This window comes from Streptomyces sp. NPDC048182 (genome assembly GCF_043202555.1).
GTDB lineage: Bacteria > Actinomycetota > Actinomycetes > Streptomycetales > Streptomycetaceae > Streptomyces.
Window position 1 is genome coordinate 124,288 of the sequence record NZ_JBIDAQ010000017.1, and the last position, 20,515, is coordinate 144,802.

The window sequence follows — 20,515 nt, forward strand, 5'->3', positions numbered from 1 at the left end:
ACAACGCGTGGGCCCCCCGGGAGATTCCCCGCGGCCCGTGTCGCGCCGACCTGACGATGGTCGCACGGCACGGGCCGTCTCGTCACCGGCTTATCCGGCTTGTCGTACGCCCCCGTGCGGCAGCCGGGCGTGCGGTCCGGCCTTGTCCGCGGAGGGCGTGTCGGTGGCCGTGGGGTGCCAGTCGGGGTGGCCGGGCATGGGCGGGGTCTTGGCGCCGTAGAGCCAGCCCTGGAAGAAGCCGGTCAGGTCGCGCCCGGCGACGTCGGAGGCGAGGCGGACGAAGTCGGCGGTGGAGGCGGTGGCGTCCGCGTGCCGCTCGGCCCAGGCGCGCTCCAGGCGTTCGAAGGCCGGGGCGCCGATCTCCTGGCGCAGCGCGTAGAGGACGAGGGCGGCGCCGTCGTAGACGTTGGCCCGGAAGATGCCCGTCTTGCTGCCGGGCGCCGGCGGCTTCGGGGCGGCCGGGGGGCCGCCCGCGGCGCGCCAGCGGTCGGAGGCGCCGTAGGCGGCCTTCATCCGGGCGGCGACGGTCTTGCCGGCCTTCTCCTCGGCGTACAGGGCCTCGTACCAGGTGGCGTGGCCCTCGTTGAGCCAGACGTCGGACCAGGTCTTCGGGCTGACGCTGTCCCCGAACCACTGGTGCGCCAGCTCGTGCACCATGATCGACTCCAGGTACCAGGCGGGGTAGCCGGGCTCGGTGAAGAGTTCCCGCTCGAAGAGCGAGAGGGTCTGGGTCTCCAGCTCGAAGCCGGTGGCCGCGTCCGCCATGAGCAGGCCGTACGTCTCGAAGGGGTAGCGGCCGACCTTGCCCTCCAGCCACGCGATCTGGCCGGGGGTCTTCGCCAGCCACGGCTCCAGTGCGGCGCGCTGCCCGGCGGGCACGACGTCCCGCACCGGCAGGCCGTGTGGTCCGGCGCGGTGCAGCACGGCGGAGCGGCCGATGGAGACCTGGGCGAGTTCGGTCGCCATGGGGTGCTCGGTGCGGTAGGTCCAGGTGGTGGTGGTGCCGGCCCGGTCCACGTCGGTGGGGAGGCCGTTGGCGACGGCGGTCAGGCCGTCGGGGGCGGTGATCCGGAAGGTGAAGCGGGCCTTGTCGGAGGGGTGGTCGTTGCAGGGGAAGACCAGGTGGGCGACGTCGGCCTGGTTGGCCATGGCGAGGCCGTCGGCGGTGCGCACCCAGCCGCCCTCGCGGTCCTCCGGGTACACCGGGTCGCTGGTGTGCCGCACGGTGATCCGGGTCCAGCTGCCCGGGTCGAGCGCGTCGTCCGGCGTGATCACCAGGTCCTCGCCGGCGGTTTCGAAGCCGGCGGGCTCGCCGTCGACCTCGACGGAGTCGACCGTGCCGTGGGCGAAGTCCAGGTTGATCCGGTCCAGGTCGGCGGTGGTCCGGGCGTCGATGGTGGTGACGGCGCGCAGCGGCTTGCTGTTGTCGCCGGTGTAGGTGAGGTCCAGGTCGTAGGCGGCCACGTCGTAGCCGGGGTTGCCCAGGTGCGGGTAGAGGCGGTCGCCGACGCCGAGCGGCGTGGGCGGGGCGCTCGCGGCGAGCAGGCAGACGGAGACGGCGGAGGCGAGCAGGGCGGCGGCCCGGAGCCGGCGGCGGGCACGCGGGCGGGGGGCGTCGGCAGGGGCGGGGGCGGCCGGCGCCGGGGTGCGGGGGGTGTGCGGCATCCCCCACGGCTATCAGCGCGCGCGCCGCCGACGCCGACGGCGCGCGCCCGGCCCACCCGAACGGGTCCGCGCCGCCGGGGGCCGTCGTACGGCTCGCCGTCGGGGCCGGCCGTACGGCTCCTCGGGCGCGGGTCGGGCCTCGGCTCGGGGCCGCGTCAGATACGGGCTCGGGGCGGGGCAGACGCCGCTCGGGGCGGTCAGACGCCGACTCGGGGACGGTCAGACGCCGACTCCGGGCTGGTCAGACGCCGGCCGTCTGCGGCTGGGCGCGGGTCACGTCGTAGACGCCCGGGACCTCGCGCATCGCCCGCATCAGGGCGGGCAGCCGGGCGGCGTCCGGGAGGAGGACGGTGTAGCTGTGCCGGACGCGCTGCCGGTCGGGGGGCTCGACGGTCGCGGAGACGATCTCGGCGCCCTCCTGGGCCATCGCCTCGGTGAGGTCGGCCAGCAGGTGGGGGCGGCCGAAGGACTCGGCGAGGAGGGTGACCCGGCACTCGGAGCCCTCGCCCCAGCGCACGCCGACCTCGGGGCGGCCGGCGTCCGTCATCTTCGCCACCGCCGCGCACTCCACGCGGTGCACGGTCACCACTCCCCCGCGCACCGCGAAGCCGGTGATCCGGTCGGGCGGTACGGGAGTGCAGCAGCCGGCCAGCCGGACGGACGCGCCGGGCAGGTCGACGAGGACGTCGGAGGCGGCGGGGCGGGGGGCGGGCGCCTCGTCGGCGGCGGGGACGCGGGAGCCCTGCGGGCGCTCGGGCACCGGCCCGGCCTCGGCTCGGGCATCGGTGTCGGCGTCCGCATCGGCATCGATGCCGGTCTCCGTGGGTGCCGGCCGGGCGGCGAGGCGGCGCTGGATGGCGATCCGCGCGGCCGGCGTGTGGGCGTGCTCCAGCCACTCGCGGGAGGGCTCGGACGCCGGGTCCTGGCCCATCAGGAGCTGCACGGTGTCGCCGTCGCGCAGCACCGTGCCGAGCGTCGCGAGGCGGCCGTTGACCCGCGCGCCCATCGCCGCGTGCGCGTCCTCGCCGTACTGCGCGTACGCCGCGTCGACGCAGGTGGCGCCGTCGGGCAGGCCGAGGGTGCCGCCGCCTGGGCGGAAGACGGTGATCTCGCGGTCCTGGGCGAGGTCCTCGCGCAGCCCGGACCAGAAGGTGTCGGCGTCGGGGACGTCCCGCTGCCAGTCGATCAGCCGGGAGAGCCAGCCGGGCCGGGTGGGGTCGATCCGCTCGCCGTCGGCGGCGCTCTGCTCCTCGGCGGGCACGGCGTAGGGGTTGCCGAGGGCGACGACGCCGGCCTCGGCGACCTGGTGCATCTGCTGGGTGCGGATGAGGACCTCGACGACCTGGCCGTCCTCGGCGCGGGCGACGGCGGTGTGCAGCGACTGGTACAGGTTGAACTTGGGGACGGCGATGAAGTCCTTGAACTCCGAGACCACCGGCGTCATACAGGTGTGCAGTTCGCCGAGGACCGCGTAGCAGTCGGCGTCCTCCTGGACCAGGACCAGGAGCCGGCCGAAGTCGGCGCCGCCGAGCGGGCCGCGCTTGCGCGAGACGCGGTGCACGGAGACGGCGTGCCGGGGCCGGATCAGCACCTCGCCCGGGATGCCGGCCTCGCGCAGCACCCCGCGGACCTCGTCGGCGACGAGGGCGAGCGGGTCGGCGGGACGCGCCGCGTTCTCGGCGATGAGGTCGCTGGTGCGGGCGTACTCCTCGGGGTGGAGCACCGCGAAGACGAGGTCCTCCAGCTCCGACTTGAGCGCCTGGACGCCGAGCCGCTCGGCGAGCGGGATGAGGACGTCCCGGGTGACCTTGGCGATGCGCTCCTGTTTCTCGCGGCGCATCACGCCGAGGGTGCGCATGTTGTGCAGCCGGTCGGCGAGTTTGATCGACATCACGCGGACGTCGTTGCCGGTGGCGAGGAGCATCTTGCGGAAGGTCTCGGACTCGGCGGCGGCGCCGTACTCGACCTTCTCCAGCTTGGTGACGCCGTCCACCAGATAGCGGACCTCGGCGCCGAACTCGTCGCCGACCTGGTCCAGGGTGACCTCGGTGTCCTCGACCGTGTCGTGCAGCAGGGAGGCGGTCAGGGTGGTGGTCTCCGCGCCGAGTTCGGCGAGGATCAGGGTGACGGCGAGGGGGTGCGTGATGTACGGCTCGCCGCTCTTGCGCATCTGGCCGCGGTGCGAGGACTCGGCCAGCAGGTAGGCGCGGCGCAGGGGTTCGAGGTCGGCGTCGGGGTGGTGGGCGCGGTGGGCCTCGACGACGTGCCCGATGGCGTCGGGCAGCCGGCCCCGGGTGGCGGAGCCGCCGAGCAGTGCGGCCCGGCCGAGGCGGCGCAGGTCGATCCGGGCGCGTGACTTGCGGCGCGGCGCCGGGGCGACGGCGCCGGTGACCGGCGGCGTGACAGGGCCTGGGCTCGCGGGATTCACGGCCTCCGCATTCATGGGCACCTCCGGCTGCGCGGACCGGCGGACGGGGAGTCCCAGGGCGGACGCGGCTCAGGGGATCGTGTCGCTCCCCCGTCCGGGCCGGTGCTTGATGCTATCGAGCCCATCACGTGCGGCTGACCGCCTCTCGCCGAGCGTGAAACGGATCACCCATTCGAGCGATGGATTCGAGGTTTACGTTTTCGCACTGAGTGTCATCGCCTGACCGTCAGTGAGTGGTTCCACGAGGCTCTGGTTCAGACCGGCACCCCTTCCAGCCAGTCGGCGTCCAGCTCGCCCTCGGCGACGATCACGGCGGGGCCGGTCATCTCGATCTCGCCGTCCGGGTGCTCGGTGATCACCAGGGTGCCGCCGGGCAGGTCGACGGTGTACGTCACCGGGGTGCCGGTGACCGCCGGGTCGGCGCCGTCCCGGCGGGCCGCGGCGACGGCGACGGCGCAGGCGCCGGTGCCGCAGGAGCGGGTCTCGCCGGAGCCGCGCTCGTGCACCCGCATGGCGACGTGGCGGGGGCCGCGGTCGGCCACGAACTCCACGTTGACCCCGTCCGGGTAGGCGGCGGCCGGGGTGAAGGGCGGCGGCTCGTACAGGCTCCCGGCGTGGGCGAGGTCGGTGACGAAGGCCACCGCGTGCGGGTTGCCCATGTTCACGTTCCGCGCGGGCCAGCTGTGCTCGCCGACCCGGACCGTGACCTCGCCCTCCGGCAGCCGGGCGCGGCCCATGCCGACCGTCACGTCCCCGTTCTTCGCGAGGTGTACGCGCTTGACGCCGCCGCGGGTGGCCACCGCGAGGTCGCCCTCGGCCGCGTGGCCGGCGCGCTGGAGGTAGCGGGCGAAGACGCGCACGCCGTTGCCGCACATCTCGGCCACCGAGCCGTCGCCGTTGCGGTAGTCCATGAACCACTCGGCCTCGGCCGCCATGGCGCGGGCCTCCGGGTGCGCCGCGGAGCGCACGACGTGCAGCACCCCGTCGGCGCCGATCCCGGCGCGGCGGTCGCACAGGGCGGCGACGGCGGCGGGCGGCAGGTCGACGGCGTTCTCCGGGTCCGGGAGGATCACGAAGTCGTTCTCGGTGCCGTGGCCCTTGAGGAAGGCGATCCGCGTGCTCATCCCTCGATCGTACGGGGTGCCGCGACGGTGCCGCCGAGTTGTCCACAGGCGCTTCCGTGCAGGCCGGTTGTCCACAGGCGGCCCGCGCGAGAGGGACGTCAGCCGCGCAGCCGGGCGACCCGCCACACGGCGAGGACGACGACGGCCGTGACCGTCAGCACGTAGGCGAGGATCACCCGCCAGTCGGCGCGACGGCCCGAACCGCGCTGCGGCAGGCCCGGCCAGGTGTGGCCGACCCGGCGGGCGGCCATCATGCCCCAGCCGGCCGCGCAGGAGCAGATCAGCAGCCCCAGCATCGCGATCACGGCCCCGCTGTCGCCGAAGTCGAAGGCGAGCGGGAAGGCGAACATCAGGGAGCCGAGCGAGGCGAGGCAGACGATGGGCGCGAGCTGCCAGAGGCGCAGCCGTCGCTGGGGCCGCAGTTCGACCTCGACCTCGTCCCCGTACATCTCCTCGGGGGCCGGGCCGTCGGGGCTCAGCGTGCCCGCCTCCGGCTCCGGTACGCCCGGCCCGGCGGTGCCGGACCCGGTGTCCGGTGCGGTGTCGCGAGGGCCGGCCTCCATCGCCACGCGCCCTCCCAACATAGGACTCACTCGGTCGATCGAAGCTCGATGATGGCACGGCGCCGGAGGCCCGGATGACGCACGGAGCGTCCCGATGCCATCACGTGATCAGGCTGTGACCGGTCGTTCGATCAACGACAGGGCGAGCCCCGGAAGTTCCTCGCGGTCCGCCGTGGCCCCACTCAGCCAGTGCACCCGCGGGTCCCGCCTGAACCACGAATCCTGACGGCGCGCGAAGCGTTTGGTGGCGCGGACGGTCTCGGCCCGCGCCTCGTCGAGCGTGCACTCCCCGGCCAGCGCCGCGAGCACCTGCTGGTAGCCGAGGGCGCGCGAGGCCGTGCGCCCCTCGCGCAGCCCGCGCGCCTCCAGCGCCCGCACCTCCGCGACCAGGCCTGCCTCCCACATCCGGTCGACCCGGCGCGCGATGCGCTCGTCCAGCTCGGGGCGGCCCACGTCGACGCCGATCTGCACCGTGTCGTAGACGGAGTCGTGGCCGGGGAGGTTGGCGGTGAAGGGCTTGCCGGTGATCTCGATGACCTCCAGGGCCCGCACGATCCGCCGGCCGTTGCCGGGCAGGATGGCCCGCGCGGCCCCCGGGTCGGCGGCGGCGAGGCGGGCATGCAGCGCGCCGGGGCCGCGCAGCGCGAGCTCCTCCTCCAGGCGGGCCCTGACCTCGGGGTCGGTGCCGGGGAACTCCAGGTTGTCCACGGCGCCGCGGACGTACAGCCCCGAGCCGCCGACCAGGACCGGCACGCGGCCCGCGGCGAGCAGCGCGTCGACGCGCTCGCGGGCGAGGCGCTGGTACTCGGCGACGGAGGCCGTCTCCGTCACGTCCCAGATGTCCAGCAGGTGGTGCGGGACGCCGCCGCGCTCCTCGGGCGTGAGCTTGGCGGTGCCGATGTCCATCCCCCGGTAGAGCTGCATCGAGTCGGCGTTCACGATCTCGCCGCCGAGGTGCCGGGCCAGGAAGACCCCGAGGTCGGACTTGCCGGCCGCGGTGGGGCCGACGACGGCGATGACGCGGGGGGCGGAGGGTGCGCTGCTCACCGACCCAGTCTCGCAAACCCGCCGTGCGCCGCGGGACGGCGCCCGTACGAGTAGCGTATGGAGTCGGTATGGGCGTTATGTGGGGGAAGGCAACCCGAGGGAAGGCGAACCATGGGACTCCTGGACAATCTGAAGGCCCGGCTCGGACCGGCGAAGGGCAAGGTCTCCGACCTCGCGCAGCAGCACGGGGACAAGATCGACCGCGGGCTCGACAAGGTGGCGCGGACCGTCGACGAGCGGACCAAGGGCAAGTACAGCGACCGGATCCACACGGGCACGGGCAAGGCCAAGGAGGCCATGGACCGCCTCGCCCACCAGGACGACGCCGGGTCGCCCGGGGGCGGTGGTACGCACGGCACGCCGGGCACCTCGAGCGCTCCCGGCAACGCCCCGGGCGGTCCGCCGCCGGCCTCCTGACCGGCGCCCGGAAGGCTCAGGCCGCCCAGCTCGCCACCACGTACCCGACGCCGTACGGCGCGTCCTCGTACCGGGGCGTGCCGGTGAGGGCCGCGCCCTCGGCGGCGCCGGCCAGGACCTGCCAGGGCGCCCGCCCCGACACCTGCAGCTCGCGGGCCAGGCCGGTGTCGAGGGCGGCCAGGGCGGTGCCGTCCGCCGCGCCGAGCGCCCGGCCCACCGCGGCATCGAAGGGCGCGGCGCGCTCGTCGAGGTAGCCGGGGGCCTTCAGAGTGCGGCAGGCGCTGGCGTCGCCCAGCACCAGCAGCGCCGTGCGCACCGCGCCCGAGGTCAGGTCCCGCCCCAGGGCGGCGCAGGTCTCGGGCGGCAGGGCGTCGCCCACGCCGAGCCCGTCGACGGGGCCCGTCCAGCCGGCCCGCTCCAGCAGCCAGGCGCCCACGGCGAGCCCGTACGGCAGCCGGAGGTCCGCCACCGCTCCCGCGTCCTTGTGCTGGCCGAGCCGCACCCGCACGTCCACTCCGAAGCCCTGGAAGCCGCCCGGGGCGCCCTCCGGGTAGACCTCGGAACCGGCGCCCTCCGCCGGACCGACGACCACCAGGCGGTCGGGACGGGCCGCGGCGAGGGCGCCGATCGCGTCCGCGCACGCGGCGCGCACGGGCTCGAGCTCTGGCGCGGCGCCCGCGGCGACCTCCGGGACGAGGAGCGGCGGGCAGGGGCAGACTGCGGCGGCGACAAGCATGATCGGCAGCGTAACCCCGCAGCCGCCCGCGCACCCGCCCCTGTACCCGTCTCGCAGTCGCCCGCGCACCGGTCCCTGCATCCGTCTCGCAGCCGCGCCCGGCAGTCGACTCCGGCAGCCGGCTCCGGCAGTCGCTCCCGGCCGTCCGCTCAGTCGCAGCCGCAGCCGCTCGCCACGGCCGGCAGCGGCTCCGGGACGCCTATCTTCGGCAGGCCGAGGAGCACACCGGCCGGCGCCGCGGCCTCGGCCGCGTTGCGCTTCGCCCAGGCGTCGCCCGCGCGCGTGCGGCGCACGGCGAGCGCCGGGCCCTCGGCGAGCAGGTGGTGCGGGGCGGCGTAGGTGATCTCGACGGTCACCACGTCACCCGGGCGGACCTCCTCGTCGGGCTTGGTGAAGTGCACGAGGCGGTTGTCCGGGGCGCGCCCCGACAGCCGGTGGGTGGTGCCGTCCTTGCGGCCCTCGCCCTCGGCGACCATCAGCTCCAGGGTGCGGCCGACCTGCTTCTTGTTCTCCTCCCAGGAGATCTCCTCCTGGAGGGCGACCAGCCGCTGGTAGCGCTCCTGGACGACCGCCTTGGGGATCTGTCCGTCCATCTCGGCGGCCGGGGTGCCGGGCCGCTTGGAGTACTGGAAGGTGAACGCCTGGGCGAAGCGGGCCTCGCGCACCACGTGCAGGGTCTGCTCGAAGTCCTCCTCGGTCTCGCCGGGGAAGCCCACGATGATGTCGGTGGTGATCGCCGCGTGCGGGATGGCGGCCCGCACCTTCTCGATGATCCCCAGGTAGCGCTCCTGGCGGTACGAGCGGCGCATCGCCTTCAGGACCGGGTCCGAGCCGGACTGCAGGGGCATGTGCAGCTGCGGCATCGCGTTCGGTGTCTCGGCCATCGCGGCGATCACGTCGTCGGTGAAGTCGCGCGGGTGCGGGGAGGTGAAGCGGACGCGCTCCAGGCCCTCGACGCTCCCGCAGGCGCGCAGCAGCTTGCTGAACGCCTCGCGGTCGCCGATGTCCGACCCGTACGCGTTCACGTTCTGGCCGAGCAGGGTGATCTCCGAGACGCCCTCGGCGACCAGGGCCTCGACCTCGGCGAGGATGTCGCCGGGCCGGCGGTCCTTCTCCTTGCCGCGCAGCGCCGGGACGATGCAGAAGGTGCAGGTGTTGTTGCAGCCGACGGAGATGGAGACCCAGGCCGCGTACGCGCTCTCGCGGCGCGTGGGCAGCGTGGACGGGAACGCCTCCAGGGACTCGGCGATCTCGACCTGCGCCTCCTCCTGCACGCGGGCGCGCTCGAGCAGCACGGGGAGCTTGCCGATGTTGTGCGTGCCGAAGACGACGTCCACCCAGGGGGCGCGCTTGACGATGGTGTCGCGGTCCTTCTGGGCCAGGCAGCCGCCGACCGCGATCTGCATGCCGGGCCGGCTCGCCTTCTTGGGGGCGAGGTGGCCGAGGTTGCCGTACAGCTTGTTGTCGGCGTTCTCCCGCACCGCGCAGGTGTTGAAGACCACCACGTCGGCGTCGCCGTCGGCGCTCTCCGGGGCCCGCACGTAGCCCGCGTCCTCCAGCAGTCCTGACAATCGCTCGGAGTCGTGGACGTTCATCTGGCATCCGTAGGTGCGGACCTCGTACGTGCGTGTGCCGCCCACTGACTGGCTCCGGTCGATGCTGCTCATGCGACAAGGGTAGGCGCTCCGCGGCAGTGGCCCTTGCCCCTGTGGACAACCTCTCGCGGGGGTCAGGTAAGCGGCCTCAGGGCTCGATCAGGCCCGCCCGGATCGCGTACCGGGTCAGCTCCAGGCGGTCGCGCAGGCCCAGTTTCTGGAGCAGGTTGGCGCGGTGGCGCTCGACGGTCTTGGCCCTGATGAAGAGCAGCTCGCCGATCTCCTTGGAGGTGTGCCCCTCGGCGACGAGCTTGAGGATCTCCTCCTCCCGCTCGGTGATCGGCCGCTCGGGCAGGCCGTCGCCCCGGTGCAGGCGTTCCAGGTAGGCGCGGACCAGGGCGCGTTCGGCTCCGGGGTAGATGAAGGTCTCGTCGCGCATCGCCGCCCGGCACGCCTCGACCAGGTCGCGGTCGGCGACCGACTTCAGGACGTAGCCGCAGGCGCCGGCCTTGAGCGCCTCGAAGAAGTACTGCTCGTTGTCGTACATGGTCAGGATGAGGATGCGCAGGTCCGGCAGGCGGCGGGAGAGTTCGCGGGCGGCCTGGAGGCCGGTCATGCGGGGCATCGCGACGTCCAGGACGGCGAGGTCGGCCTCGGTGGCGCGGGCCGCCGCGACCGCCTCCGCGCCGTCGCCGGCCTCGGCGACCACGGTGAGGTCCGGCTCGCCGTCCAGGATGAGCCGGACCCCGCGGCGCACCAGGGTGTGGTCGTCGGCGAGCAGGACGCGGATCGGCGGCCGGGCGGGCGTCGCCGGACCTCCCCCGAGGGGCCGGACGGGCGGCCTCATCGACCCGCCTCCGCCGGCAGTGGCACGCTCAGCCGCAGGCCGGCGCCCCCGTCGGGGCCGTCACCGAGGCGCAGCTCGGCTCCCACCAGCAGGGCCCGCTCGCGCATGCCCCGGATCCCGGCGCCCTCGGGGGCCGCGCCGAGCCCGGTGCCGTTGTCGCTCACCAGGAGTTCGACCCGGTCGGGCAGCGGGCGCAGGGTGAGGTCGGCGCGGTCGGCGGCGGCGTGCCGGGCGGTGTTGGTCAGGCCCTCCTGGGCGACCCGGTAGAGGACGAGTTCCGCCTCCGGGGTGAGCGGGGGCAGGGCGCCGGGCACCTGGTGGCGGACGGTCAGCCCGTGGTGGGTGAATTCGGCGGCCAGCGCGCGCAGGGCGCTGGCCAGGCCCAGCTCCTCCAGGACGCCGGGGCGCAGCCGGCGGGCGATGCGGCGGATCTCGTCAAGGCCGGCCCGGGTGGACTCCTGCGCCAGCGAGACGTCGTCGCGCAGCTCGGCGGGGACCCGGTCGGCGACCCGCTTGAGCTGGAGCAGGACGGCGGTGAGGGTCTGGCCGACCTCGTCGTGCAGCTCCTGGGCGACGCGGTGCCGCTCGCGCTCCTGGGCGTGCAGGGCGCGGCCCGCGCCGGCGGCGCGTTCGGCCCGTAGCCGGTCCAGCATCGTGTTGTACGTGGCGATCAGCTCGGCCGCCTCGGCGGGACCGGCGACCGCGGGCCGCGCGCCCGGCACCAGCAGGTCGGCGGTGGCCATCGCCCGGCCGAGCCGGTGCAGCGGGGCGAGCCCGAACCAGAGCACGAGCGCGTTGCCGGCGAGCAGCGCGGTGAGGCCGCCGAGCAGGATCAGAGCCTCGTGCGGCAGCACCGGGGTCGACACGGTGACCGGTCCGAGCAGCAGCCCGGTGGCGAGGACGAGGCCCGCGGCGTTGAGCGAGAAGATCCGCCAGAACAGCGACACGGTGCGCCTGCCACTCCCCTCGCCGCTCCCGGAACCCGCCCGTGACCAGGCCACGGCTGCCGCCCATGAACGGCCCGCGGCCAGCCTCCCGCCCCGCGGCCGAAGCCGTATATCCGTCACGACACCCATATCGCCACCGTACGTGCGGATGCCAGCATGGCGGAGCCGTGCGCGCGCTCACCTGCCGGTGGCGGCGGCACGGCCGTTCACCAGCCACGACGATCGAAGGGACGTACGTGTCAGCTCCACGCCTGAGGACGACGCCGCTGCCGGGTCTCGGGGTCCAGTACGACCTGGTCACCCGGGAACACCGCCATCTGTCGGTGGTGGCGCACTGCGACGGTGCCCGCACGGTGAACGTCTACCGGAGCGACGACCCGGACTCCTGCGCCCACTCGCTGCGGCTGACCGGCTCCGAGGCGGGCGCGCTGATCGACGCGCTCCAGCCCTCCCACCACAGCCCCAACCTGCTGCACACCTCCGGCCTCGGCCTGGTCGCCGAGCGCATCGAGATCTCCGCGGCCTCCCGTTACAACGGCCGGGTGCTCGGCGACACGCGGATGCGGACCGACACCGGCGCGTCGGTGGTGGCGGTGCTGCGGCGCGCCGAGGCGATCCCGTCCCCCGCGCCGGACTTCCGGCTGGTCGGCGGCGACACCCTGATCGTGATCGGCACGCGCGAGGGCGTCGACGCCGCCGCGGCGATACTCGGTCGGGAGTGAGCCGGTGCACTCTGCCGTCCTGCTGATCGAGTTCGGCTCCATCATCCTCGGGCTCGGGCTCCTCGGCCGGTTCGCCGGCCGCTACCGCCTCTCCCCGATCCCGCTGTACCTGCTGGCCGGCCTGGCCTTCGGGGAGGGCGGGCTGCTCCCGCTGGGGGCGAGCGAGGAGTTCGTCGCCACCGGCGCCGAGATCGGCGTGATCCTGCTGCTGCTGATGCTGGGCCTGGAGTACACGGCCGGTGACCTGGTCACCAACCTCAAGGCGCACTACCCGGCGGGGCTGGTCGACTGCGCGCTGAACGCGGTGCCCGGGGCGCTGGCCGCGCTGCTGCTCGGGTGGGGCCCGGTGGCCGCCGTGGTGCTGGCCGGGGTGACCTGGATCTCGTCCTCGGGTGTCATCGCCAAGGTGCTCGGCGACCTCGGCCGGGTCGGCAACCGGGAGACACCGGTGATCCTCAGCGTGCTGGTCCTGGAGGACCTGGCGATGGCGGTGTACCTGCCGATCGTCACCGCGCTGGTCGCCGGCGCCGGGCTGCTGACCGGGAGCGTCACCCTTGCGGTGGCGCTGGCCGCGGCGGGCCTGGTGCTGTTCGTGGCGGTGCGCTACGGGCGGCTGATCTCCCGGTTCGTCTCCAGCGACGATCCGGAGAAGCTGCTCCTGGTGGTGCTGGGCCTGACGATCCTGGTCGCGGGGCTGGCGCAGCAGCTCCAGGTGTCGGCGGCGGTGGGGGCGTTCCTGGTGGGCATCGCGCTGTCCGGGGAGGTCGCGGAGGGCGCGCACACGCTGCTGAGTCCGCTGCGCGACCTGTTCGCCGCCGTCTTCTTCGTCTTCTTCGGCCTGCACACCGACCCGGCCAGCATCCCGCCGGTGCTGCTGCCCGCGCTGGCCCTCGCGCTGCTCACCGCGGTGACGAAGATCGCCACCGGGTACTGGGCGGCGCGGCGGGCCGGCATCTCGGTCAAGGGCCGCTGGCGCGCCGGCGGGGCGCTCGTGGCGCGCGGCGAGTTCTCGATCGTCATCGCCGGCCTCGCCGTCTCGGCGGGCATCGAGCCGTCCCTCGGCCCGCTGGCCACGGCCTACGTGCTGATCCTGGTCGTCCTCGGGCCGCTCACCGCCCGCTTCACCGAGCCGCTGGCCTCCCGCCTGTTCCCCCGCCGGCCGCCGGCACCGCCCGTGGAACCGGACGAGGCGGCCCTCAGGACGCCCAGCCCCGCCGGCGCAGCACCGCCGCCACGTCCGGCGCCTCGTAGTGGTCGCCCTTGAGCACCTTGCCGTCGGCCCGGCGGGCGACCCGTCCGTCGGGCCCCCGCTTGGTCATGTTGGAGCGGTGGATCTCGGCGATCACCTCGTCCAGGTCGATGCCGTGGACCAGGGCCGTGCCGTAGGCGACGTAGACCACGTCGGCCAGCTCGTGCGCGAGCTTGTCGAGCGGGCCCGCCACGGACACCTCGGCGACCTCCGCGGCCTCCTCGGCGAGCAGCACGCCGCGCTGGGCGGCGAGGTCGGGGGCCACCTCGGCCGGTGTACTGCGGGCCGGGAGACCGCAGGCCTCGTGGAAGGCGCGGACGAGTTCGGCGGGTGAGGAGGTCATGCGGACAACCCTAACGGCCGCCGTGGCCGGCGCGGCCCGGCCTCCCGCGCCGCGTCCCTGTGACCCCGCCCCTGGTCAGCCCGGTCGCCGGCTGGCAGGATCGCGACCGTGTCCACGCTGCTCGCCCGCATCGGCAGGCGCCGGGCCGTCCAGGGGGCGGTCGCCGGCGCCGTCGCCCTCGGGCTGCTGCTGTGGTGGCTGCTGCCGCTGGGTGAGAAGCCCCCGAGCGGCACGATCACCTTCAGCACCGGCACGCGCGCGGGGGTGTACCAGAAGTACGGCGAGCTGCTGCGCGCCGCGCTGCGCAAGGACATGCCCGACCTCACGGTGCGGCTGCTGACCAGCGCGGGGTCGCAGGAGAACGTCGAGCGCGTGGCCTCGGGGAAGGCCGACTTCACCATCGCCGCCGCCGACGCGGTCGAGACGTACGAGATCGCCGGGCGGCCCGGCGCCGACCGGCTGCGGGGGGTGGCCCGGCTCTACGACGACTACGTGCAGCTGGTGGTGCCGGCCGGCTCGGACATCCAGACGGTGGCCGACCTGCGGGGCAAGCGGGTGGCGATCGGGCTGCCCGACTCGGGGGTGCGGCTGATCGCCGACCGGCTGCTGAAGGCCGCCGGTCTCGACCCGGAGAAGGACGTCACGCCCAGCGCGGACGGCATCGACACCGGGCCCGGGCGGCTGGGGCACGGCCTCGACGCGTTCTTCTGGTCGGGCGGACTGCCGACCGACGGTCTGAAGCGGATCGCGCGGAGCGGCGCCTTCCGGTTCGTGCCGATCGGCCCGGACCTCGTCTCCGCGCTGCACGCCTCCGGCGGCGCGACCCGCTACTACCGGGGCACGAACATGCCCGAGTCGGCGTACCCGGCGATGCAGAACGGCGTCGCGGTGCCGACGATGGCGGTCTCCAACCTGCTGATGACCCGCGCCGACATGGACCCGCGGCTCACCCGGTGGCTGACCCGCACGGTCCTCGACAGCCGGGACGGCATCGGCGCGCACGTGCACTCCGCCCAGCTGGTGGACCTGCGCACGGCGATCTACACCGCCCCGCTGGCCCTGCACGAGGGCGCCCGGCGCTACTACCGCTCGGCCAAGCCCTGAGGCTTCGCGCGCGGCACCGTCACCGTCACCTCCAGGCCGGTCGGCGCGTGGTGGCCGAAGGTCAGCGTGCCCTCGCCGGCGGCGAGCAGGGCGCGGCAGATGGAGAGGCCGAGCCCGGAGCCCTTGACGTTCTGGTGCCGGCCGCTGCGCCAGAAGCGGTCGCCGACGCGGGCCAGTTCCTCGTCGGTGAGGCCGGGTCCGGCGTCGGTGACGACGACGGTGGCGGTGTCGCCGGTGGAGGCGACGGCGACCCGGACCGTGGAGCCGGGCGGGCCGAACTTCACGGCGTTGTCGATGACCGCGTCCAGCGCGCTGGACAGCGCGACCGGGTCGGCCCAGCCGGTGGTCGCCGGGCACCGGCCGGCCAGCCGCACCTCCTTGGCCTCGGCGGCCGGCGCCCACGCGGCCACCCGTTCGGCGGCCAGCTCGCCGATGTCGGTGAGCCGCAGTTCCGCCTCGGTGTGCTCGGCGAGGGCGAGGCCGAGCAGGTCGTCCAGGACCTGCGCGAGGCGCTTGCCCTCGGTGCGCACCGAGGCGATCTCCTCGTTGCCCTCCGGTAGTTCGAGGGCGAGCAGTTCGATGCGCAGCAGCAGCGCCGCGAGGGGGTTGCGCAGCTGGTGGGAGGCGTCGGCGACGAAGGCGCGCTGCTGCTCGAGGACGTCCTCGACGTGGTCGGCCATCTCGTTGAACGACCGGGCCAGCCGGCGGAGTTCCGGCGGCCCGCCGGCCGGGGCGACCCGGGACTTCAGCCGCCCGGTGGCGATGTCGTGCGTGGTGGCGTCCAGCACCCGCACCGGGCGGAGCACCCACCCGGTGAGCCGGAGCGCGGCGCCGACGGCGAGCAGCATGGCGGCGATCTCGCCGGCCACGATGACCAGCCAGCCCCTGAGGGTTCGCGAGCGCATGGCGCCGGTCGGCGAGTCGGTGACCACCACCGCCATGACGTCCCCGTCCCGGATGACCGGCGAGGCGACGACGATCCGGCCGTCCTGCCAGGGCCAGACCTGTCCGGGGTCGTGGCTGCGCCGGCTGAGCAGCGCCTCGTCGAAGGCGGCCCGCACCTCGCCGGCGCCCGGCAGGAACCAGGTGGTCGGCGCGTTGGCCATGGCGAAGTGGTTGCGGTAGAAGACGCCCGCGCGGATGCCGTAGACCTCGTAGTAGCTGGTGAGTTCGGTCTGGAGGGTCTCCAGGCGCTCGTCCGTGGTGGTGCGCCGCGAGCCGCCCGGGGCGGTCTCCGTGACGAACTGGGCCAGCGCCGCGAAGCGCGCCGTGTCGTCGATGCGGTCGACGACGACCTCCTGCTGCTCGGTCCGCGCCACGCTGACGGCGAGCGGCACGCCGAGCGCCAGCAGCACGGCCGCCATCAGCACGATGAGCAGCGGGAGCAGGCGGGTGCGCAATCCGGCCCCGCTACGCGCCGGGCGCGACGAGGCGGTAGCCCACGCCGCGTACGGTCTCGATGAGCGCCGGCATCCGCAGCTTGGCGCGCAGGGAGGCGACGTGCACCTCCAGGGTGCGGCCGGTCCCCTCCCAGCTGGTGCGCCAGACCTCGCTGATGATCTGCTCGCGGCGGAAGACCACCCCGGGGCGCTGGGCGAGCAGGGCGAGCAGGTCGAACTCCTTGCGGGTGAGCTGGACGGCCGAGTCGCCGACGGTGACCTGGCGAGTGGGCAGGTCGATGCGGACCGGGCCGAGGCGCAGCACGTCCTCGCCGGCGGTGCCGGGCGCCTCCTCGTGGGCGGTGCGCCGGCTGACGGCGTGGATCCGGGCGAGCAGCTCACCGGGGTCGTACGGCTTGGTCACGTAGTCGTCGGCGCCGAGGTTGAGGCCGTGGATGCGGGAGCGGACGTCGGCGCGGGCGGTCACCATGATCACCGGGGTGGCGGTGCGCTTGCGGATCCGGCCGCAGACCTCGTAGCCGTCCTGGTCGGGCAGGCCGAGGTCGAGCAGGACGACGCCGAAGCCGTCGCTCTCCGGGACCAGCGCCTCCAGGGCCTCCTCGCCGCTGCGCGCGTGGGTGACGTCGAAGCCGTGCCGTACCAGGATGGCGGACAGCGCGGCGGCCACGTGGTTGTCGTCCTCGACGAGCAGCAGTCGCATCCGGGCCTCCCTCGGTTCGTCGGCCGTACCATCGACAGCGGCGAACATGGACAAAGTGTGTGCACGCGCGCGGGCACCTGTGCAGTGACGCCGATCCGAGGGGACGGCGTCAAGGGCGTGCGGGGCGCGAGCGCATGAAGTTACCCGGCCGATATGCGCCCTGCTCGCAAGTGCTACGACAGGTGTCCGATTGCTACCGGATCGTGATCCTCAGATTCCCCTCAGATGTGCAGACGCGGCTCGACCGGCCTCACTACTGTCCTGCGAAACCGAGGAGGACGGAGCCCGAAAGCGATGACCGAAGTATCGGTGGCCGAGCAGGACGCGGCCGCGACCGGCGACCTGGTCGTCCTGAAGAGCGTCAACAAGCACTTCGGCGCCTTGCACGTGCTCCAGGACATCGATCTGACGATCAAGCGCGGTGAGGTCGTGGTGGTCATCGGGCCCTCCGGGTCCGGCAAGTCCACGCTGTGCCGCACCATCAACCGCCTGGAGACCGTCGACTCCGGCGCGATCGCCATCGACGGCAAGCCGCTGCCCCAGGAGGGCAAGGAGCTGGCCCGGCTGCGGGCCGACGTCGGCATGGTCTTCCAGTCCTTCAACCTCTTCGCCCACAAGACCGTGCTGCAGAACGTGACCCTCGGCCAGGTCAAGGTGCGCAAGGTCGACGCCAAGAAGGCCGAGGAGAAGGCGCGCTCCCTGCTCGACCGGGTCGGCGTGGGCGCCCAGGCGGACAAGTACCCGGCGCAGCTCTCCGGCGGCCAGCAGCAGCGCGTGGCGATCGCGCGGGCGCTGGCGATGGACCCGAAGGTCATGCTCTTCGACGAGCCGACGTCGGCGCTCGACCCCGAGATGATCAACGAGGTCCTGGAGGTCATGCAGCAGCTGGCCCGCGACGGCATGACCATGATCGTGGTGACCCACGAGATGGGCTTCGCCCGCTCCGCCGCGAACCGCGTGGTCTTCATGGCGGACGGCCGCATCGTCGAGGAGGCGGTGCCCGACCAGTTCTTCAGCGCTCCGCGCAGCGACCGTGCCAAGGACTTCCTGTCGAAGATCCTGCACCACTGACACACCGGCGTCCGCTGCCCCGTCGGCGTCCGCCGCCGCCCACTTGCTCTCCCGAAGGATGTTCACCATGAAGCTCCGCAAGGTCACCGCCGCCTCGGCCACCGTGCTCGCCCTCGCCCTCGCCGCCACCGCCTGTGGCGGCGACGACGACGACAGCGGTTCGGGCGGCGGCGGCAAGAAGGTCACCGTCGGCATCAAGTTCGACCAGCCGGGCCTCGGCCAGAAGACGCCCAAGGGCTACTCCGGCTTCGACGTGGACGTGGCGACCTACGTCGCCAAGAAGCTCGGCTACTCCGAGGACCAGATCGAGTGGAAGGAGTCGAAGAGCGCCGACCGCGAGACGATGCTCCAGCGCGGTGACGTCGACTTCATCGCCGCCACCTACTCGATCACGCCGGAGCGCCAGGAGAAGGTCGACTTCGCCGGCCCCTACCTGCTGGCCCACCAGGACGTGCTGATCAAGGCCGACGACGACAAGATCAAGTCGCCGGAGGACCTGAACAACGCCAAGCTCTGCTCGGTCACCGGCTCGACGTCCGCCCAGAACATCAAGGACAAGCTGGCCCCCAAGGCGCAGCTCCAGCCGTACCCGACCTACTCCGCCTGCCTGCCCGGCCTGCAGAACGGCGCCATCGACGCGCTGACCACCGACGACTCGATCCTCGCCGGTTACGCCGCGCAGCCCCAGTTCAAGGGCAAGTTCAAGCTGGGCGGCTTCAAGCTGACCAACGAGAACTACGGCATCGGCGTCAAGAAGGGCAGCGACCTCAAGGCGAAGATCAACGACGCCCTCGAGGCCATGGTCGCCGACGGCGCCTGGAAGACGGCCGTGGAGAAGAACTTCGGCCCGGCGAACTACAAGAACGAGCCCGCGCCCAAGATCGGCGACATCAAGAGCTGAGTCCGCGCCTGACGGGGTGCGCCGCCCGCCGGACGGGGCGGCGCACCGGGGCGGGTATCCCTACACGCGGAAGCGCGGGAGATCGTGTTCGACTTTCTTGAGGGTTACGACCTGCTGGGGGCCTTCTGGACGACGGTGCAGCTCGCTGCGCTCTCGGCCGTCGGCTCCCTGATCTGGGGCACCCTGCTGGCCGCCATGCGGGTCGGCCCGGTGCCGCTGATGCGCGGCTTCGGGACCGCGTACGTCAACACCGTGCGCAACATCCCGCTGACCGTGATCATCCTGTTCACGTCGCTGGGCCTGAACCAGACGCTCGGGGTCTCGCTGGGCGCCGACGACGTCGAGACGATCAACTTCCGCCTCGCGGTCCTCGGCCTGATCCTCTACACGTCGTCCTTCGTCTGCGAGGCACTGCGCTCCGGCATCAACACGGTGCCGGTCGGGCAGGCGGAGGCGGCCCGGGCGATCGGGCTCAACTTCACCCAGGTGCTGCGCCTGGTGGTGCTGCCGCAGGCGTTCCGCTCGTCGGTCGTCCCGCTGGCGAACGTGCTGATCGCCCTCATCAAGAACACCACGGTGGCCGCCGCGATCGGCGTCGCGGAGGCGGCGGTGCTGATGAAGGAGATGATCGAGAACGAGGCGCAGCTGCTGCTGATCGCCGCGGTCATCGCGGTCGGCTTCGTGATCCTGACGCTGCCGACCGGCCTCATCCTCGGCTGGGTGGGCAAGAAGGTGGCGGTGAAGCGATGAGCTCCGTCCTGTACGACGCCCAGGGCCCGCGCGCCAAGCGGCGCAACATCGTCCTCACGGTGGTCTTCCTGGCCGCCGTCGCGGCCCTGCTGTGGTGGGTGTTCGGCACCCTGAACGACAAGGGCCAGCTGGAGTGGGCCCTGTGGAAGCCGTTCTTCTCCGGCTCCGAGGCGTGGTCCACCTACATCTGGCCGGGCCTGGAGAACACGCTGAAGGCCGCCGCCCTCGCGGTGGTCATCGCGCTGCCGCTGGGCGCGGTGTTCGGCATCGCCCGGCTGTCCGACCACGTGTGGGTGCGGGTCATCGCCTCGGTCGTGGTCGAGTTCTTCCGGTCGATCCCGGTGCTGGTCCTGATGATCTTCGGCCTGGCGCTCTTCGCCGAGTACACCGACGTGTCCTCGGACGACCGTCCGCTGTACGCCGTCGTCACCGGCCTGGTGCTCTACAACGCCTCCGTGCTGGCCGAGATCGTCCGGGCGGGCATCCTCGCGCTGCCCAAGGGCCAGTCCGAGGCGGCGATGGCGATCGGCCTGCGCAAGGGCCAGCTGATGCGGCAGATCCTGCTGCCGCAGGCGGTCACCACGATGCTGCCGGCCATCGTCAGCCAGCTCGTCGTCATCGTGAAGGACACCGCGCTCGGCGGCGCCGTCCTCACCTACTCCGAGCTGCTCTCCTCCGCCAACACGATGAGCGCCTACTACGGCGCCAACACCATCGCCAGCTTCACGGTGGTGGCCCTGATCTACATCGCGCTCAACTTCGCCCTCACCACCTTCGCGAGCTGGCTGGAGAGGCGGCTGCGGCGGGGCAAGAAGTCGACGGGGGCGGTGCTCAAGGCCGACGACGCGAACGCTCCCGGGACGGCGGCCACCGGCGCGGGCGGCGGAGGCATCTGACACCTGACAT

Annotated in this window: 20 protein-coding genes; 8 read left to right on the forward strand and 12 right to left on the reverse strand. The window is 73.5% G+C overall.

All coding sequences use genetic code 11. The features are described 5' to 3' along the window. Positions 1-90: 90 nt before the first annotated feature. The 5 genes from ACGFZL_RS27920 to miaA all read right to left on the reverse strand — a co-directional run bounded on the left by ACGFZL_RS27920 (position 91) and on the right by miaA (position 6,827). Positions 91-1,665 (reverse strand): M1 family metallopeptidase, encoded by a 1,575-nt coding sequence (locus tag ACGFZL_RS27920; protein WP_393695793.1) that lies wholly within the window; start codon positions 1,663-1,665, stop codon positions 91-93. 241 nt (positions 1,666-1,906) lie between these two features. Beyond that, positions 1,907-4,108 (reverse strand): RelA/SpoT family protein, encoded by a 2,202-nt coding sequence (locus ACGFZL_RS27925; RefSeq protein WP_393695795.1) that lies wholly within the window; start codon positions 4,106-4,108, stop codon positions 1,907-1,909. Between the two features lie 239 nt (positions 4,109-4,347). Beyond that, entirely contained in the window at positions 4,348-5,217 is an 870-nt protein-coding gene (dapF, locus tag ACGFZL_RS27930) for a diaminopimelate epimerase (protein WP_393695797.1), read from the reverse strand. A gap of 98 nt (positions 5,218-5,315) precedes the next feature. After that, complete coding sequence (locus tag ACGFZL_RS27935; protein ID WP_393695862.1) at positions 5,316-5,780, reverse strand: hypothetical protein; 465 nt, start codon at positions 5,778-5,780, stop codon at positions 5,316-5,318. A 108-nt stretch (positions 5,781-5,888) separates the two neighbouring features. Then, on the reverse strand, positions 5,889-6,827 hold the full coding sequence (gene miaA, locus ACGFZL_RS27940) for a tRNA (adenosine(37)-N6)-dimethylallyltransferase MiaA (protein WP_393695799.1): 939 nt from the start codon (positions 6,825-6,827) through the stop codon (positions 5,889-5,891). Between the two features lie 111 nt (positions 6,828-6,938). On the opposite strand from miaA, the gene ACGFZL_RS27945 reads away from it, so the two are divergent. Further along, positions 6,939-7,244: an antitoxin gene (locus ACGFZL_RS27945; protein ID WP_393695801.1), complete on the forward strand. Its 306-nt coding sequence runs from the start codon at positions 6,939-6,941 to the stop codon at positions 7,242-7,244. A 16-nt stretch (positions 7,245-7,260) separates the two neighbouring features. Here the strand turns inward: ACGFZL_RS27945 and ACGFZL_RS27950 are convergent, their stop codons facing one another. The 4 genes from ACGFZL_RS27950 to ACGFZL_RS27965 all read right to left on the reverse strand — a co-directional run bounded on the left by ACGFZL_RS27950 (position 7,261) and on the right by ACGFZL_RS27965 (position 11,369). After that, positions 7,261-7,980 (reverse strand): class III extradiol dioxygenase subunit B-like domain-containing protein, encoded by a 720-nt coding sequence (locus tag ACGFZL_RS27950; RefSeq protein WP_393695803.1) that lies wholly within the window; start codon positions 7,978-7,980, stop codon positions 7,261-7,263. Positions 7,981-8,129: 149 nt separating this feature from the next. Beyond that, a complete protein-coding gene (gene miaB / locus ACGFZL_RS27955; protein ID WP_393695805.1) occupies positions 8,130-9,647 on the reverse strand; it encodes a tRNA (N6-isopentenyl adenosine(37)-C2)-methylthiotransferase MiaB in 1,518 nt (505 codons plus the stop codon). A 76-nt stretch (positions 9,648-9,723) separates the two neighbouring features. Continuing rightward, complete coding sequence (locus ACGFZL_RS27960; RefSeq protein WP_393695807.1) at positions 9,724-10,422, reverse strand: response regulator; 699 nt, start codon at positions 10,420-10,422, stop codon at positions 9,724-9,726. After that, positions 10,419-11,369 (reverse strand): sensor histidine kinase, encoded by a 951-nt coding sequence (locus tag ACGFZL_RS27965; RefSeq protein ID WP_393695809.1) that lies wholly within the window; start codon positions 11,367-11,369, stop codon positions 10,419-10,421. Before ACGFZL_RS27965 ends, ACGFZL_RS27960 begins: the two co-directional genes overlap by 4 nt. Before the next feature lie 236 nt (positions 11,370-11,605). Here ACGFZL_RS27965 and ACGFZL_RS27970 point away from each other — a divergent pair, with 236 nt between their 5' ends. Both ACGFZL_RS27970 and ACGFZL_RS27975 read left to right on the forward strand, forming a co-directional pair. After that, positions 11,606-12,091: a cation:proton antiporter regulatory subunit gene (locus ACGFZL_RS27970; RefSeq protein ID WP_393695811.1), complete on the forward strand. Its 486-nt coding sequence runs from the start codon at positions 11,606-11,608 to the stop codon at positions 12,089-12,091. 4 nt (positions 12,092-12,095) lie between these two features. Continuing rightward, entirely contained in the window at positions 12,096-13,355 is a 1,260-nt protein-coding gene (locus ACGFZL_RS27975) for a cation:proton antiporter (RefSeq protein WP_393695813.1), read from the forward strand. Here the strand turns inward: ACGFZL_RS27975 and ACGFZL_RS27980 are convergent. Next, positions 13,288-13,683, reverse strand: coding sequence for a MazG nucleotide pyrophosphohydrolase domain-containing protein (locus tag ACGFZL_RS27980; RefSeq protein WP_355171516.1), 396 nt, complete (start codon positions 13,681-13,683; stop codon positions 13,288-13,290). The two genes, ACGFZL_RS27975 and ACGFZL_RS27980, sit on opposite strands and share 68 nt — an antisense overlap. 108 nt (positions 13,684-13,791) lie before the next feature. On the opposite strand from ACGFZL_RS27980, the gene ACGFZL_RS27985 reads away from it, so the two are divergent. Beyond that, positions 13,792-14,787, forward strand: coding sequence for a TAXI family TRAP transporter solute-binding subunit (locus ACGFZL_RS27985; RefSeq protein WP_393695815.1), 996 nt, complete (start codon positions 13,792-13,794; stop codon positions 14,785-14,787). On the opposite strand, the gene ACGFZL_RS27990 is transcribed toward ACGFZL_RS27985, so the two are convergent. Then, positions 14,766-16,187, reverse strand: a complete 1,422-nt coding sequence (locus ACGFZL_RS27990) for an ATP-binding protein (RefSeq protein ID WP_393695817.1) — start codon at positions 16,185-16,187, stop codon at positions 14,766-14,768. The genes ACGFZL_RS27985 and ACGFZL_RS27990 overlap by 22 nt on opposite strands. Before the next feature lie 10 nt (positions 16,188-16,197). Then, on the reverse strand, positions 16,198-16,887 hold the full coding sequence (locus tag ACGFZL_RS27995) for a response regulator transcription factor (protein WP_393695864.1): 690 nt from the start codon (positions 16,885-16,887) through the stop codon (positions 16,198-16,200). A gap of 294 nt (positions 16,888-17,181) precedes the next feature. Here ACGFZL_RS27995 and ACGFZL_RS28000 point away from each other — a divergent pair, with 294 nt between their 5' ends. From ACGFZL_RS28000 to ACGFZL_RS28015, 4 genes are all read left to right on the forward strand, one after another. Beyond that, positions 17,182-17,958, forward strand: coding sequence for an amino acid ABC transporter ATP-binding protein (locus ACGFZL_RS28000; protein ID WP_355171522.1), 777 nt, complete (start codon positions 17,182-17,184; stop codon positions 17,956-17,958). Positions 17,959-18,025: 67 nt separating this feature from the next. Next, complete coding sequence (locus tag ACGFZL_RS28005) at positions 18,026-18,859, forward strand: glutamate ABC transporter substrate-binding protein (protein ID WP_355171524.1); 834 nt, start codon at positions 18,026-18,028, stop codon at positions 18,857-18,859. Between the two features lie 84 nt (positions 18,860-18,943). Continuing rightward, the gene (locus ACGFZL_RS28010) at positions 18,944-19,609 is read left to right on the forward strand and encodes an amino acid ABC transporter permease (RefSeq protein WP_393695820.1); all 666 of its coding nucleotides are present in this window, start codon (positions 18,944-18,946) and stop codon (positions 19,607-19,609) included. After that, a complete protein-coding gene (locus tag ACGFZL_RS28015; protein WP_393695822.1) occupies positions 19,606-20,505 on the forward strand; it encodes an amino acid ABC transporter permease in 900 nt (299 codons plus the stop codon). The genes ACGFZL_RS28010 and ACGFZL_RS28015 overlap by 4 nt, the downstream gene beginning before the upstream one ends. The last annotated feature ends 10 nt before the right edge of the window (positions 20,506-20,515 follow it).